This window comes from Lysinibacillus louembei (genome assembly GCF_033880585.1).
GTDB classification, from domain to species: domain Bacteria; phylum Bacillota; class Bacilli; order Bacillales_A; family Planococcaceae; genus Metasolibacillus; species Metasolibacillus louembei.
Window position 1 is genome coordinate 630,386 of sequence record NZ_CP137624.1, and the last position, 15,656, is coordinate 646,041.

A 15,656-nucleotide genomic window follows, 5' to 3' on the forward strand; every position below is an offset into this window, starting at 1 on the left:
TCATTGTAGAAAGTTATAGTAGAAAAAGCTGAACTTTATCTTAAGCGTTAGAAATTTCTTCTTAAACGTCTGATGTCGAAGGAGGCTTGAAATGAGTTTATTCTTTTGGGCTTTTAGCTTATTAAATTATTTGATTGTCTTTGGCTCACTCTTTTATTTATTACATGTTCGCCCTACCTTCAAAATGCTTGCCATCACTTTATTAGCCAATACAATGCTTGCGATGAGTGTTTTTTATTTCACACCTGCCCAATGGATTGCACTCGTGCTAAGCACTCTTTTTAGTGGCGGCTTCTTTTACTGTCTCACAAAGCAAGGCATCGCCTTTTTTCATAGCCTCATCATAGTTTTACTAGTAATTCCAGTGGAATATGCGAGCTTATTGCTCGTTGACGCATTCCAGCTTTCAACGATCACACACGCTTTGTTGATACTCATATTCTTTGTCATTACGCTTTATATGTATAAAAAATTAATACATAAAATAGCAGTTGTCCCATTAAAAATTCAATTATTACTTATTACGATGGCAATCATTACATTTATTATTTTTTATGTAACAGTCTTTGTCGGCAATATCACACTTTCTCTTTTTCAATTTAGCCTGCTACTTTGCTATTCAATTTTTCTTTTTATGACAATCAATATCGTGCTAAAAGTTGTTGTCAAAGAGATGGGACTTACACAAAAGGAGTTAGCCCAGCAATCCTTTTATGAATATACATTACAGCTAGAACAAATGAATCGAGAAATTCGGCAAGTACAGCATGATTATTCTAATATATTACTAGCAATAAGGGGCTACATAGAAAAAGAAGATGTAGAAGGGCTTAGAAATTATTTCGAAAAAGTGACTACAACTACACAGTCACCTGCTATTCATAGCTTGCAGCAGCTTGAAAATATTCAGTTGCTAGAACTAAAAGGACTACTAAGCGCGAAAATTTTTAAAGCCCACCATCTCTCCATCGCCGTAAATATCGAAATACCTAATACTATTGAACATTTATTTATTGAATCAATTGATTTAGTTCGCCTTATAGGTATTTTCTTCGATAATGCAATGGAGGCGACTATACAGCACGCTACACCGAAAATTGAGCTGGCAATTTTAACGATAAGCGAAAATGAGCAGCTACTTATTATTCGTAACACAACAAATAGAAATTATAGTGATATAACAGAAATCTTTAAAGAAAATTATTCTACCAAATCAAATAATCAAGGATTAGGTTTATATAATGTACAGCAAATATTAAGGCACTACCCAAATATAACATTGAATACATATGTAGAGGATGGATGGTTTGTTCAAGAAATGATGATTGAAAGGGAGGAAGAAAATGCGCGTCGCGATATGTGAGGATGATACCTTCTATCAGCAGCTCATTGTAGAAACAGTCAAAAATTACGCCTTATTCCAAGCACCTAGCATTCAAATTGTATCATGTACAGCACAGCCTTCAACTGAGACGGCCGATTGTTACATACTTGATATTGAGCTGAATAGTAGTGTGAATGGTTTAGAGATTGCACAAGCAATACGTCAGCGAGACCCGCTTGCACATATTATTTTCATTACAACATATGCGCAGTATTTAACCTTAACTTTTAAATACAAATTAGCAGCACTCGACTTCATCGTGAAGGACTCGCCAGCACAAATACAGGCTGACCTAACCGAAGCATTACAAGCTGCCTTTATGAAATATCAGCAGCTCGGTACAATTGACCAAACAAAATGGTTTCAAATAAAAATCGGAGAAAAGATTAAAAATATAGCAATAGAGGATATTTACTTTTTCGAAACGGCTACACAGCCACATAAAATCCAACTATATGAACGTAATGGCTGTCACTCCTTTTACGGCTCTTTAAAAGAGATTAATTTAGGTGATGACTTTTTCCGCTGTCATAAAAGCTTTTTAGTGCATCTGAACAATATCAAGGAAGTAGATTTTAAAAAGCGCCAAATTATAATGGCAAATGGTAGTCACTGCCCCATTGCCTTTCGTTCATTGGCTGCATTACAAAAAATTTTGTATAGAAAATAGCCTTTCCCTAAAGGAGAGGTTATTTTCTAAGTAAATAGATATTATATCGTCCTTGTTTGTTTTAACTTGAATTCAGGCTTCGTTACGAACTCCATATATGTTACTTCCTCAAAATTTTCTAAAAAGACTCTATATCTTCTTTGGATAGCAGGGGATTCTACTAATTCTAAAACTTTACTCTTTGATACCCACTTGCATTCTGTCGTTTCCTCTGAAGTTTGCAATATCCCACCTATTGGCTTACATATAAAATCTAATATCACTTTTGTAGGAACATCGGTTACCCCATCATGCCATTTATGAATCGCTGTGTTAGAAGAAACGCTAATCAACTTCTCTACACTAACATCGATGCCACTTTCCTCTTTTATTTCTCGTACCAATGCATCAAGAAGACTTTCTTCAACTTCTACTTGTCCACCTGGAAATACCCAGCCATTATTTTTCGTTTTAACTAACAAAATATCCCCTTCGTTATTTTCTACAATCCCACCCACTGCTACGATATGTGTTGGTATTACCATTTTATTCCCTCCTCTCTATATGACAAGTATAAACAAAAAACTGCCGAGAAATATAGTGACTAACCTCACCTAATTTCCCGACAGTTTTTCAATTTATTCTTCTGCTTCTTCCGTTGTTTCTTCTACTTCCGCTGGTTCTTCTTCCTCAACAGCTGGTGCTGCTACTGTAACCAACACTTCCTCATCAGCGTTTAAAATATCGTACGTTTGCTGTGAGCGAATATCACCAACTGTTAATGAGGAGCCGATTGCTAAATTTGTTACATCGACTTCAACGGCCTCTGGAATCGCATTCGGCTTTACTTTAATCGTTATCTCACGAGTCGGCTGTAACAACAATCCGCCTTCTGCTACACCGACTGAATCACCTGTTGTTATAACTGGTACATTTACTTCTAAATCCTCTGACATATTAATTACTTGGAAATCAATATGCTTCACAAAGCCTTTTAAAGCATCGCGCTGTACTTCTGATAAAACGGCATTAACCTTTTTACCATCTAGCTCCAGCTGAAAAACACCATTGCTTCCGTTGTCAGATAAAGCTTTCGCAAATTTCTTTGCATCAATTGAAATTGGTGTAGACTCAACTTGATAGCCGTACACTACTCCTGGAATCGCACCTTGCTGACGTAGCTTCGTTAACGCAGAATGCTGCCCCTTTGTGCGTTTATTTGTAGTTAAAGCTGTACTCATTGTATCTTCCCCTTTCTATGTTATTATGTATACCCAGCATGAATTGCTTTTAAACATAAAGCTCCTACTTGCTTATTACTTCTATAATTTGGTACGATCAATTACGCCTTGGCGTAATTGCGTCGGAGGCTTTATTATGATTCAGTGAGTGTTTGAACAGCACTGAATGAAAGGTAATCTAAGCATTCATCGCACCACCTATAGAAGTAGGCGTTTTCTGCTGAATCATGATAAATTTCTGACTTAAAAGACGATTGGAGGAATGGACTAAATGCAACATCCTGATTACCAAGATGAAGTACAACGGTTAGAACGAACAAAAGCCTATATGTATGATATTTTATCGACATCTGAACATGATTTACAGGCAGCACAGCAAAATATTCGCTCTGCTATGGCGAATCTTGAATACCTTGACTCTAGTGATAGTTTTTTGAATATTTTAACCAACGCACGCTTTTTCGAAATGGCTCGTACACAAAAAGAAGGATTAGAGGCCGTTATGCAAAAGCCTTATTTTGCACGCATCCATTTCCAACGTACTGATGAGCAAGAGGAATTTTTATATATTGGCAAAACCTCATTATTCGACAAGGATACGAATGAGCCTATTATCATCGATTGGCGCTCGCCTGTTGCCAATGTTTATTATGATGGGCGGTTAGGCGATGTTACATATCAAGTGCGCGATGAGGAGCACGAGGGACATTTATTTGCAAAGCGGCAATATAAAATTGAGCAAGGAGAGCTGCTCGATTTTCGCGATGTCGATTTAACGACAAATGATGAACTGTTACAGGAGGCATTAGCTGGAAAAGCGGATGTGCGCTTAACGGAAATTGTTTCTACCATTCAAAAGGAGCAAAATGAAATTATTCGTGCCCATTTGCGTCAGCCGATTTTAGTGCAGGGCGCTGCAGGTAGTGGAAAAACGACTATTGCGCTACACCGCATTTCCTATTTTCTTTATACAATGGGCGAGCATTTCAAGCCTGAGCAGCTCATGATTTTAGCACCAAGCCAATTGTTTATCGAATATATTGGCGATGTTCTGCCAGAGCTAGGTGTCGATAAAATTTGTCAAACAACATACGCTGACTATGTGCAAAATGCAATTGGTATCAAGCTAAAGCTGCAAAATCCAAATGAGCAATTAGAGCATATTATCGAAAATAGTAGCGCCACACTTCCTGCCTTTTCTATTCCACAGGCAAAGGGCTCACTTGGCTATCGTGCTATAATGGAGCGCTATGTGCATCGCTATGAGGAGCAGCTCGCCTCTATGTTTGAAGATGTATCTATCGAAAAATACCGCATTATACGGGGGACTCATTTACAAAAGCTCTTTTTACAGGAATTTGCTTATATGCCGATTGAAAAAAGGTTGGAGCGTATTAAATTAGTTATTCAAACAGAGGTCAAACGCAAAACGACTGCCATTTTAAATTCATTAAATGCACGCTATGAGGAAGCCATCGGACGTGCTTTAAACGGGATACGCAATGCCGAAAATCGCCGACGTATTGTGACAAAATACATTGACGAACGCGATGCACGCATACCAAGAGTAAAAGCAGAAGCTAAAACAACAACATCTGCCTATATGAAACGTTTTAGCAAATTAAAAATAAAAGCTGCTTACCGCGATATTGTGACCAATCGTCCATTGTTGCAGGAGCTTGCTCTTGAATGGACGCTAGATGAACAGGAGCTGTTTTTACAGGCACATCAAAAAGAGCGCTGGGCATTCGAGGATTTAGCTGCACTGTACTATTTACATGCACGTATTAAAGGAATTGACGATAAGTGGAAAATGCGCGTTGTCTTTATTGATGAGGTGCAGGACTACAGCATATTCCAGCTCGCTGCTTTAAAGGTAGGGCTTGAAACGGATATGTTTACAATGGTTGGTGATTTAGCACAAGGTATTCATAGCTACCGTTCTGTGACAGAATGGAATCCTGTGCTTGAGCTATTCCCAAGAGCAACATACGCTACTCTACAAAAAAGCTATAGAACGACAATTGAAATTATGGAAGTAGCCAACAAAGTATTAGCACAAATGGATGAGGATTTGCCATTAGTTGAACCCGTTGTTCGTCATGGAAAAGAGCCAGCCTTTATACAAGCGCAGGCTTTCGATGCAGCAACTATTGCAGAGCTCTATGCATCAATTCAAGCAGCAGGACATCGCTCTATCGCACTTATTTGTAAAACGACAAAGGAGGCGAAGGAATTCGTCACATTGCTACAAGCCCATGCTGTAAATGCGGCAGAGCTCAATGAACATTCTAGTATTAATCAAACGACACTGCTTGTCGTCCCTTGTCATTTAGCAAAAGGACTTGAATTCGATGCAGTCATTATCGCCGCTTTTGATATCGCCTTTTACGACCATGCCATCGACCGTAAGCTACTATACGTTGCTTTAACGCGTGCGATGCATGAGCTATATTTAGTTGGTCCATCAAAGGAAACGTTCTTATTATAACTTTTGGCGTGGCGGCACTTTAAAAAATGGCTTTTTGGCAAACCATTTTTGAGGCAGCTTGCTACGCAATTTTTGAAAAATGGTCTTTTTTTCTGCTTCATTTCGGCTTCTAGGCAGTGCAGGCATACGCATTATAAAACCTCCTTTTCAATCATGATAAGGCTGTTGGATACCTTTCCCAACAGCCTTAGTTTACTATATTTATATGATAGAAAAAGCGTTATTATGCTTATTTTACATAGACATAATAATCTATTTGCAAAGCCTTAACAAAGCCTGCCTTTTCATAAATAGACAGCGCACGTGCATTATCTATTTCCACATCTAACAACACATGCTGCTGCCCCCCATCAAACGCAAGCTGCTGCACCCATTTCAGTAATGTAGAGCCAATGCCCAGCCCTGTATGCTGTGGATGTACTGCTAATGCTGTTAGCCATTGAACAGACTCCTCTTGACGTGTCGTCACAGTACCAACAACTTGATTTTCCAGCACTGCTACCCACAAAGTGAGCTGTTCAGAGATTGAATTGTAATCGATTAAATCGTGTGCTTCTTCCATTGTGTCACCAAATGCTGCAGTAAAGATTGCTACGAGCATTTCTCGATCTGCCTCTTCATAGCGACGAATTTCTATATTGTCAGGTCGCTCAGCAGATTGCGCTGCCCCTTGCAATGTTGCCTCAGAAAAGCTATAACTATAGCCATTGTTCTTTAAAAATTGCGCGCCATACGGTCCTTCTTCAAATGTTAAGGCAAGTGTGCCATCCGCTCCACGCATAGCTAGCCCGTTATACACTTCCTGCAATAAAGATTGACCAATCCCCTTTTGGCGATATGCTGGTGCTACAACAATTGACCATTCATAAGTATGTAAGCCCATCATATCAATCGCACTTGCTAAGCCAATCAGCTGATTTTGCTCATCGTCATAGGCAAGCACACAAAAGCCAGACATTTCATAATTTTTAGCAGCCTGTAAATTCATAATCAGCTCATAGCGTACATTATCCGCCTGCCCTGCTTCTGAACATAGGGCACGCATTTCTTCAAATGTTTCCATATCAACAGGAAATGATACTGTCACCGTTGAAAAGCTCATTTCTTTCCCTTCTTTCATCTAATTAACCATCGAAGCATAAATACCGTTTTTCGCAATAAGCTCCTGCTGTGAGCCCATCTCAACAAGCTCTCCTTTTTGCATAACAAAGACGACATCCGCATTGCGAATCGTATTCAAGCGATGTGCAATAACAAAGCTTGTACGTCCCTCCATTAGCACTTCAAGCGCCTCTTGAATTTTCATTTCTGTCACTGTATCAATGCTGCTCGTCGCCTCATCTAACAATAAAATGACAGGGTCTGCTACAAAGGCACGTGCAATTGATAATAATTGCTTTTGTCCTTGTGATATTTCACTTCCATCAGCAGTTAACAATGTATTATAGCCTTGTGGTAATTTCATAATAAAATCATGTGCATTGGCCTTTTTAGCAGCCTCTTCGATTTCTTCATTTGTCGCATCTAAACGACCATAGCGAATGTTTTCATAAACCGTCGCTTCAAATAAAAACGGTTCCTGTAAAACAAATGCCATTTGACTGCGTAATGCCTCACGTGTAAAATCACGCACATCTACCCCATCAAACAATACAGCCCCCTCATTTGTATCATAAAAGCGAGAAATTAGCTGCATAATTGTCGTTTTGCCAGCACCTGTTGCTCCAACTAAAGCAGCTGTCTGTCCTGGCTTAACAACAAAGCTGACATCACGTAGTGTGTGTGCCTCCTCTGCCTGTTCATATTTAAACGAAACATGTTGAAAGGCAACTGCTCCCTTTAGTTGCTGCTCCTTCCCAATATGCCCCGTCTCCACTTCATCCGCTTCGTCCATAATAGCAAATACACGCTCCGCCCCAGCAATAGCCGATAGCACTGTATTGAACTGGTTCGCTAAATCATTTAGCGGGCGTGTAAACTGCCTTGCATACTCCGTAAAAATAACGATAACACCAATTGAAACATGACCATTGATTGCAAGCAAGCCTCCAACCCCTGCAACAATTGCAAAGCTCGCATTGTTCAGTGTATTCATTACCTTTGGAATGTAGCCTGAATAAGCTAGAGCCCAAAAGCCAACTAAACGAAGGCGCGCGCTTTTTTCCTGAAACTCCGCCTTCACACGCTCTTCCTGTGAAAATGCTTTGACGATACGCTGTCCTGATATCGTTTCCTCAATCATACCATTTAACGCACCGACCGCTGCCTGCTGCTCTTTAAAAAGCTTACCTGTTCTGCGCGTAATCCAACGCATCGCAATAAACATAGCAGGTATAATACTCATCGTTAGCAAAGTTAGCAACGGGCTTAAATAGAGCATCACTAGCAGCGTCCCGGTTAAAGTGAGCACGCTTGAAAACACTTGAATAAATGCGCTATTTAATGTTGAGCTGACCGTCTCAATATCGTTCGTTGCACGGCTCATTAGCTCCCCATGCTGCCTTTTATCAAAAAAGCTAATTGGCAGGCGCAGTAATTTATTAAAAACACCTACACGCATACGATAAATCGTTTGCTGTGCAATACCAATCATCCAATAGTTTTGCAAATAGAGCGAGATGGAAAGGACAATATAAATGGCAATTAAAACACCAATCATCCATAGCATGCCTTCAAATTGACCTGGCACAATATATTCATCAATAATTTTCCCAATTAAAAATGGACCAATTAAAGCTAAAGCTGAGCTCATTACAACCATCACTAAGACCATCACTAATAAGAAACGTTGCTCATCAACGATTTTCCAAATACGGGCTAGCACTGACTTCCAATCATTTGCACGTGGCCCTTTTTTCTTTTTCGTTACTTGCTGCAAATCTTCCTTTGTCAGTACACGCTCGTAGCCAAAAGGTTTTTCAAGGAATTTCATTGTGCATCCCCCTGTTCCTGCTGTGATTGTGCAATCTTTCTATATAGCTCACTTGTTTGTAATAGTTCATCATGGCTACCAAAGCCTACAACTCGCCCTGCCTCTAAAAGTAAAATACGGTCTGCTCCTTGTGCTGTACGGATTTTCTGCGTTACAACAAGCATCGTTGCATGCTCTTCCTCTAGAGCATCCCATAATGCTGCCTCCGTTTTTACATCAAGCGCAGATGTACTATCATCTAATAGCAGTATTTGCGATTTGCGAATCAAGGCACGTGCAATCGATAAACGTTGCTTCTGCCCACCAGATAAATTTACGCCCTTTTGTCCAACACGCGTCTCATATGCATTTGGGAAGCTTTCAACAGACTCATGTATTTGAGCCTGTGCCGCTGCCATTTCGACCTCTGTTAAACTTGCCTCGATTTTCCCCCAGCTCACATTTTCCAAAATTGAGCCTGTGAAAAGTAATGACTGCTGTGGTACAAAGCCAATCATTGCGCGTAAATCATCTAAATCCCATGCTTTCACATCTCGACCATTTACTAAAACGTGACCATCTGTCGCTTCGTAAAAGCGTGGAATTAAATTGAGTAGCGTCGACTTTCCTGCTCCTGTTGCCCCCATAATCGCTAGCTTCTCGCCTTGCTTTACATCAAAGGATACATTATGTATAACAGTTTGCTCTTCATTATAAGCAAATGACACATTATCAAAACGCACTGTTCCTAATTCAGCTACGTCAAGCTCTATTGCTTGTCCTGTACGCACCTCAAGCCCCTCTTCAACAAGTAAAATTTCCTCCATACGCTCTGCTGATGCCTTCGCACGAGCAAGCGCAATGATGATAAAAGCAAACATCGAAAATGAGCCTGTCATGCGCATTGCATAGTTGACGATTGCGACTAAATCCCCTACCTGTGCATTGCTACTGCTTACTTCTGCAGCTCCGAACCAAAGCACTGCAAGCAGGCTGACATTCATCACTAAAAGCAAAATCGGCATAATTAGCTCCATCGTGCGCAGAGCTTTCACCGTATCAATTTTTAAGGCTTCTGCCACGCGGTTAAAGCGGCTCTCCTCATACCGACCTCGCATGTATGCTTTTACTAAGCGCATCGCCTGCAAGCTCTCTTGTAGCACACGATTGACACGATCAAGACGCCCTTGCACCTCACTAAAATACGCTACACCTCGCTTTACCATAATAACAAGGAAAAATATTAAAAATGGTGCACCGATAATTAAAAATAGCGCAATTTTCGCATTGACGACAAAGGCCATGATCATGCTTCCAACGACCATCAATGGCGCGCGTAGCATAATGCGCAAGCTCATAAAGAAAACGTTTTGCACTTGAGTAATATCGCTCGTTAAACGCGTAATTAAGCTAGACGTTGGAAATTTTAAATACGTCGCCATTGTAAACGACTGAATTCTACTAAATAACGCATTGCGTAAATCATAGCTAAAGCTTTGCGCAGCATGTGAAGCAAAATAGGAATTTGTCACCCCTACAATTAATGCTAACATTGATAGCGCAAACATGACTAAACCCCAATGCCACACAGCTTGCCCATCTTGTACTAAAATACCATCATCTATAATCTTTGCCATAATTAATGGCTGCACAAGCTCTACGAATAATTCAATTAACATTAAGATGAGTGCAATGATGGCAGGCCATTTATACGGCTTGACATAAGCAAACACTGTTTTCATTCCAACACCCCTTGTAACAAGTCCTACTTTATTTTGTAACCCGAAATATAATTATGCCACAATATTCTTAAAAATTAAACTTCACTATGCTCTATAGTAAATATGAAGCAAATAGACTTATATTTTTTTTAGAAATTATTCTCCCTTTTTTTCATATAAGTAAACATTGGTAACTCTTTTCTTAATATTTTTTCAAAATTTACACACATACTGTTTCAAAAGATATATAATATACTCAATTAAAAACCCATATTCGTACTTTATACCCAAAAACTATATATAACTATCCCTTTGAAATATAAAATAAAGGAGGATTACTCAGTATGAAAGATTTGCAACGCTATAAAGTAGATAAAGAATTATTAAATCAAGCACAGTTCCCTTCCTTTATCATCAGTCAACATGGATGCTTATTACATTGGACATCTGCTTGTGAAGATTTATTTGGATACACAGCAAAGGATTTCTCTTCCCATTCAGCTATATTTAACGAGCAGCTATTTTCGGTTGCTCCATCACATATACACGAAACGATTTTAAATAGCAATGGCGCACTAAAGCTGGATTCATTACAACTTTTAACTAAACATGATCAACTGTTAGAAATGACACTAATGACAACACCTTGTCAATTTGGAGAACAGCAAGGCATGCAAATTACTTGTATTCCTATGAAAAGCATTCGCACATTCCAGGATGATGGCGATACGCTTATCCACTTAAAAAACAGTATTATGTCTTATTTCATGGTTGTTACACTTGACTATGAAGGACTTATTACACAATGTAATGATTTATTTTTAAAAACAAGTCATTGGACACCAAAGCGCGTGATTGGGAAGTCATTTTGGCAGCTGTTCCCTAAATCACCTACAGGAGTGCAAGCCTCGGAGGAAATTTGGGAAACGCTACAAAGAGGCGAAGTATGGAAAGGTGAAGTAGAAAAAATAACGAAAGATGGCATGCTTTATTGGACTGATTTACTGGCAATCCCAGTGCCAGGTAACCGTTCCTTTTTATTAATTGAAAAAGATATTACAAATGAAAAAACTATTCAGTTGCAGCTTGAAAAAATTGCTTATATCGATACAGAAACAGGCTTTATGAATGTTCATCGCTTGGAGCATTTAATTGATGAAATGATACAAGAGGATCGTCGCTTCTCATTTGTTTACATTAGCATTGATAAATTTTACACGCTGAAGGATTTAACAGAATTTAATGCAGCTAAAAACTTAGCAGCAGATTTTGCTAAACGAATTAAAATGTACTTCCAGGATAGTACTGTTGCCCGCATTGATGCGAGCGATTTTGTTATTATTACACCATTGCCTGAATGGTTTATTCAAGGATTTTTATCATATTTACAGCAAAATCCTATTTACAATGAGCACACCGCGGTTCCTCTTTCTATTAGTGGTAGCATTACGCGCTTCCCAGAGGATCAGCTAACATTTGGTCAAATGATGAAAGCCTCTACTTTAACAATTACAAATGTAAGAAAAGCAGGTGGCAATAGCATTATGTCACTTTCAAAAGAGGGGCATAAAGCTTTAAGTCGACAGGCAACGATTGAAAAACACCTTCTACTTGCACTTGATCAAAAAAACTTAAATGTGCTGTATCAACCACAGCTTGATATACAAACAGGGAAAATTATAGCAGCAGAGGCATTAGTTCGCTGGGTAGACGAAAGTATCGGAGTTGTCTCACCAGATGAGTTAATACCGATTGCTGAGGAAACGGGACTTATCCACTCGATTGGCTCATTCGTTTTAGAGCAAGCATGTCAGCAAGCTTTAGCATGGCAAAAAGAAGGGATTCCGTTAAAGGTAAGCATTAACGTTTCGATTCGCGAATTCCGTGATAAAAATATGGCACGCTCTATTTTAGAAACGTTAGAGCGTACAAAATGCCCTGCTGATTTGATTCAAATCGAAATTACAGAGAAGTTTGCTTTAGAGGCAGAGAGCGAAGGGGCGATTATGAAGCAAATGCGCCAGCTAGAACAGGAAGGAATCGTTTTTGTACTTGATGACTTTGGTACAGGCTATGCTTCTTTCCGTTACATGCAGCTATTGCCTTTAAAAACAGTCAAAATTGATGCAACGTTTATCCGCTCTATGATGCAGTCTGAAAAAACAGAGCAGCTTGTACGCGGCATGATTCAGTTAGCTAAATCAATGCAGCTGACTATTTTAGCAGAAGGAGTTGAAACTGCGGAGCAATTTGATTTGCTCAAAGGCTTCGGCTGCGATTTAGCACAAGGCTATCATATATGTAAGCCAACAGCCGCAAATGCTGTAAAAAATCTTTATTATCAAAAGGCTTAAAAATAAAAGCGCATGAAACCAACTTGATTTCATGCGCTTCTAATATTAATCTCTATTTGTTATCTTTTCACCTTTATGAATGATTGAATAGATGTTTTTCCTTTTCGCAGCATGCGGAATAAAATTTGCATAATGACTTCAGCAAAGACAAGACCCATCGCAATGGCACCTGAAATCATAAATACGCGCATCCCATTTTGCATACCTAGTGCGTAATCTAGCTCCACAATATTGCGCATCGTATTGTATGCCACTCCACCAGGTACAAGAGGAATGATACCCGACACGCTATAAATAATCATCGGCATGCGGAATTTCCTTGCTAGCGCCATTGCTAAAATTGCTACAACAAATGCTCCTGCAAAGGAAGCTTTGACCTCATCTACACCATTTATGCCAAGCTGATAATAAATAATCCAGCCAATTGAGCCGACAATACCGCAATATGGAATGGCTTTAACTGGCGCATTGAAAATAACACCAAAACAAGCTGTTGCAATAAAACTAAAAATCATTTGAATGATATATTCCATCTGTTCGCCTCCGTTACCATGCCATGACAAGCGCAATACCAGCTCCGATGGCGAAGGCTGTTAAAAAAGCTTCTGCTCCCTTTGCCATGCCTGCTGTAAAGTGCCCTGCCATTAAATCGCGTACTGCATTCGTGATAAGAAGCCCTGGTACAAGTGGCATAACAGAGCCGATAATAATTTTATCTATTTGTGTTCCATATCCAAAATAAAGCGCCAATGAGGCAACCATGCCTACGCCGAGCGTCGCTACAAACTCAGAGAAAAACTTAACGCGTGATAGCTTTTGCATGACCATCACAACATACTGCCCTACGCCTCCAGCGATAAACGCGGCTGGCATATCTCCCCATATTCCGCCAAATAATATCAAAAAACTAATACTAGCAAATGATGCAGCTAATACTTGTAAAGTGACGGGCAGGAAATAATTTGTCTTTTGTATCGTATTTAGCTCGTCATATGCCTCCTCTAATGTTATGATGTGAGATGTAAGCTTTCGCGATACATTATTAACAAGTGCAATACGATGTAAATCGGTAACTCTTGTCGAAATAGCTGAAATACGTGTTGGCTGTGTTTTACCAAGAGAAAAAATAATACCCGTTGGAGTAACATAGCTTTGTGCATCGTTCATATTTTGTGAGCGAGCCATTCGAAGCATCGTATCCTCCACTCGATATGTTTCTGCTCCACTTTCCATCATAATGCGACCAGCTAATAGAAAACAATCAATAGCTAGTTCGTTTTGCTGGGGCTTCTCTATCATCTTTCAAACCTCCCTTGGTATTCTAACTTGATTAAACGCAAACTCTATTATTCAAACAACCATATTACTATAGTTAGTTATATACAAAATTGACATTATCAATATTTTTCTAAAATTTGTCGTCTTTTTTCAGCGCTTATTCGTCTATATTTTATAACAGAAAGGAGCTCTTTAAGCAACATGAAAAATGAACGTAGAAAAAGACGCGGCCCATGGATTGACCTTATTCTTATTGGGGCAATCATCGTTTTAGCTGCTGCTGTTGTATTCTTTACAGTTATTAATCCAGATCAACAACAAGCCACTGAAGATGAACCGAAAGATACAATACAAGGAGAAGTAACAGAAAGTCAGTCTAGCTTCCCCGGTATTCGTATTGTAACAGATATTTCAAATGATAAAACTATGCCATATGCAATTCAATATCCTCAATCAGATTCAGATTCCTTTAATGAAGCCGTCACAAAATTTATTACAGCTTCAAAAGAAAATTACATAGCGGAAATGCGTTTAGAAAAAAATGTCGATAATTATAAAATCGAGCCCGGTGAACTGAATATTATCTTTGAAACATATCCATACAAAGAGCACTATTACTCGTTTGTATTAAAGAAAAAATTAAGAACAAACAGTAGTGATGATATGACAGTCACAACTTATTTTTATAATTATGAAACTGGTGAGCTACTAGATATTCGTGCTATTTTAGGAGAGAATCTAAAAAACTTAGAAGTATTGTCAACACATATTCGCTCACAAATTACGGATAGCGTAGAATTCGAAGGGCATTTATTAGCAGAAGAGATGCTGGCGAAAACAGAGCCTAAATGGAAATTATTCCAACGCTTCGCCATTCAAAATGACGCATTAGTTCTGTATTTCGATTCAGGTGAGATTGCTAGCCCTGAAATGGGTATATCAACTGTCACAACCTCACTTTCATATATTAATCCGATTTTAGCCGAGCAATTCCAAGAGCAAATGGTGAACTCTGAAACAATTATCTCTGGACAGGAAACAACAGACGGTGCAGTCGAGCAGGATAATATAAAACGTGTTGCACTTACATTTGATGATGGTCCTGACCCAAAAGTAACAAGACATGTTCTACAGCTTTTAGAGCAGTATAATGCAAAAGCAACCTTCTTTATGCTTGGTAGCCGCGTACAGTATTATCCAGAAATCGCGCAAGAAGTATACGATGCTGGACATGAAGTAGGCAACCATTCTTGGAGCCATCCTGTGCTGACAAAGTTAACATCTAAGCAAGTTTTAGCAGAATACAACTCGACAGACCAAGCACTACAACAAGCTATTGGACAATCTGCCACTGTATTCCGTCCTCCATATGGTGCGACAAATCAACGCGTAAATGGATTAATTCCAATTCCTGTAGTCAATTGGACGATTGATACATTGGATTGGAAGCATCGTGATGCTAAGCAGCTATTGCCTGTTATTAAAAATCATATGCATAATAACGCCATTATTTTAATGCACGACATCCATGCATCTACTGCCGATGGCTTGGAGGATGTATTGAAATATTTAACTGAGGAAGGTTATACATTTGTAACCGTTAGTGAGGTTTTGAAGTATCATTAAA

Annotated in this window: 13 protein-coding genes; 5 read left to right on the forward strand and 8 right to left on the reverse strand. The window is 39.1% G+C overall.

The genetic code is table 11. The features are described from left to right. The first annotated feature begins 91 nt into the window (after positions 1–91). A complete protein-coding gene (locus tag R6U77_RS03020; RefSeq protein ID WP_319837384.1) occupies positions 92–1,363 on the forward strand; it encodes a sensor histidine kinase in 1,272 nt (423 codons plus the stop codon). Further along, positions 1,344–2,054: a LytR/AlgR family response regulator transcription factor gene (locus tag R6U77_RS03025; RefSeq protein WP_319837385.1), complete on the forward strand. Its 711-nt coding sequence runs from the start codon at positions 1,344–1,346 to the stop codon at positions 2,052–2,054. The genes R6U77_RS03020 and R6U77_RS03025 overlap by 20 nt, the downstream gene beginning before the upstream one ends. A 41-nt stretch (positions 2,055–2,095) precedes the next feature. Here R6U77_RS03025 and R6U77_RS03030 read toward each other — a convergent pair whose 3' ends face one another. Both R6U77_RS03030 and R6U77_RS03035 read right to left on the reverse strand, forming a co-directional pair. Next, the gene (locus tag R6U77_RS03030) at positions 2,096–2,578 is read right to left on the reverse strand and encodes an NUDIX hydrolase (RefSeq protein WP_319837386.1); all 483 of its coding nucleotides are present in this window, start codon (positions 2,576–2,578) and stop codon (positions 2,096–2,098) included. A gap of 93 nt (positions 2,579–2,671) precedes the next feature. Further along, the gene (locus R6U77_RS03035) at positions 2,672–3,274 is read right to left on the reverse strand and encodes a 50S ribosomal protein L25/general stress protein Ctc (RefSeq protein ID WP_319837387.1); all 603 of its coding nucleotides are present in this window, start codon (positions 3,272–3,274) and stop codon (positions 2,672–2,674) included. A gap of 271 nt (positions 3,275–3,545) precedes the next feature. Here R6U77_RS03035 and helD point away from each other — a divergent pair, with 271 nt between their 5' ends. Continuing rightward, positions 3,546–5,765 carry an RNA polymerase recycling motor HelD gene (helD, locus tag R6U77_RS03040; RefSeq protein WP_319837388.1) on the forward strand — a complete coding sequence of 740 codons (2,220 nt, stop codon included), beginning with the start codon at positions 3,546–3,548 and terminating at the stop codon, positions 5,763–5,765. Here helD and R6U77_RS03045 read toward each other — a convergent pair. The 4 genes from R6U77_RS03045 to R6U77_RS03060 form a co-directional block, all read right to left on the reverse strand. Further along, complete coding sequence (locus R6U77_RS03045; RefSeq protein ID WP_293927910.1) at positions 5,760–5,897, reverse strand: hypothetical protein; 138 nt, start codon at positions 5,895–5,897, stop codon at positions 5,760–5,762. The genes helD and R6U77_RS03045 overlap by 6 nt on opposite strands. A 97-nt stretch (positions 5,898–5,994) precedes the next feature. Beyond that, positions 5,995–6,867 (reverse strand): GNAT family N-acetyltransferase, encoded by an 873-nt coding sequence (locus R6U77_RS03050; RefSeq protein WP_319837389.1) that lies wholly within the window; start codon positions 6,865–6,867, stop codon positions 5,995–5,997. A gap of 18 nt (positions 6,868–6,885) precedes the next feature. After that, a complete protein-coding gene (locus tag R6U77_RS03055) occupies positions 6,886–8,697 on the reverse strand; it encodes an ABC transporter ATP-binding protein (RefSeq protein WP_319837390.1) in 1,812 nt (603 codons plus the stop codon). Further along, positions 8,694–10,418, reverse strand: coding sequence for an ABC transporter ATP-binding protein (locus R6U77_RS03060; protein ID WP_319837391.1), 1,725 nt, complete (start codon positions 10,416–10,418; stop codon positions 8,694–8,696). Before R6U77_RS03060 ends, R6U77_RS03055 begins: the two co-directional genes overlap by 4 nt. A gap of 323 nt (positions 10,419–10,741) precedes the next feature. Here R6U77_RS03060 and R6U77_RS03065 point away from each other — a divergent pair, with 323 nt between their 5' ends. Beyond that, positions 10,742–12,751 (forward strand): EAL domain-containing protein, encoded by a 2,010-nt coding sequence (locus R6U77_RS03065; protein WP_319837392.1) that lies wholly within the window; start codon positions 10,742–10,744, stop codon positions 12,749–12,751. A gap of 59 nt (positions 12,752–12,810) precedes the next feature. Here the strand turns inward: R6U77_RS03065 and R6U77_RS03070 are convergent, their stop codons facing one another. Further along, positions 12,811–13,284, reverse strand: coding sequence for a threonine/serine exporter family protein (locus tag R6U77_RS03070; RefSeq protein WP_293927921.1), 474 nt, complete (start codon positions 13,282–13,284; stop codon positions 12,811–12,813). Positions 13,285–13,297: 13 nt separating this feature from the next. After that, positions 13,298–14,050, reverse strand: coding sequence for a threonine/serine exporter family protein (locus R6U77_RS03075; protein ID WP_319837393.1), 753 nt, complete (start codon positions 14,048–14,050; stop codon positions 13,298–13,300). A gap of 180 nt (positions 14,051–14,230) precedes the next feature. Between R6U77_RS03075 and R6U77_RS03080 the strand changes: the two genes are divergently transcribed. Further along, positions 14,231–15,655: a polysaccharide deacetylase family protein gene (locus R6U77_RS03080; RefSeq protein ID WP_319837394.1), complete on the forward strand. Its 1,425-nt coding sequence runs from the start codon at positions 14,231–14,233 to the stop codon at positions 15,653–15,655. The last annotated feature ends 1 nt before the right edge of the window (position 15,656 follow it).

Bases quoted from the DNA above. Each gene is read 5' to 3' on its own strand.
- R6U77_RS03020 (WP_319837384.1), top strand. From the start codon at position 92: ATGAGTTTATTCTTTTGGGCTTTTAGCTTATTAAATTATTTGATTGTC.
- R6U77_RS03025 (WP_319837385.1), top strand. From the start codon at position 1,344: ATGCGCGTCGCGATATGTGAGGATGATACCTTCTATCAGCAGCTCATT.
- R6U77_RS03030 (WP_319837386.1), bottom strand. From the start codon at position 2,578: ATGGTAATACCAACACATATCGTAGCAGTGGGTGGGATTGTAGAAAAT.
- R6U77_RS03035 (WP_319837387.1), bottom strand. From the start codon at position 3,274: ATGAGTACAGCTTTAACTACAAATAAACGCACAAAGGGGCAGCATTCT.
- helD (WP_319837388.1), top strand. From the start codon at position 3,546: ATGCAACATCCTGATTACCAAGATGAAGTACAACGGTTAGAACGAACA.
- R6U77_RS03045 (WP_293927910.1), bottom strand. From the start codon at position 5,897: ATGCGTATGCCTGCACTGCCTAGAAGCCGAAATGAAGCAGAAAAAAAG.
- R6U77_RS03050 (WP_319837389.1), bottom strand. From the start codon at position 6,867: ATGAGCTTTTCAACGGTGACAGTATCATTTCCTGTTGATATGGAAACA.
- R6U77_RS03055 (WP_319837390.1), bottom strand. From the start codon at position 8,697: ATGAAATTCCTTGAAAAACCTTTTGGCTACGAGCGTGTACTGACAAAG.
- R6U77_RS03060 (WP_319837391.1), bottom strand. From the start codon at position 10,418: ATGAAAACAGTGTTTGCTTATGTCAAGCCGTATAAATGGCCTGCCATC.
- R6U77_RS03065 (WP_319837392.1), top strand. From the start codon at position 10,742: ATGAAAGATTTGCAACGCTATAAAGTAGATAAAGAATTATTAAATCAA.
- R6U77_RS03070 (WP_293927921.1), bottom strand. From the start codon at position 13,284: ATGGAATATATCATTCAAATGATTTTTAGTTTTATTGCAACAGCTTGT.
- R6U77_RS03075 (WP_319837393.1), bottom strand. From the start codon at position 14,050: ATGATAGAGAAGCCCCAGCAAAACGAACTAGCTATTGATTGTTTTCTA.
- R6U77_RS03080 (WP_319837394.1), top strand. From the start codon at position 14,231: ATGAAAAATGAACGTAGAAAAAGACGCGGCCCATGGATTGACCTTATT.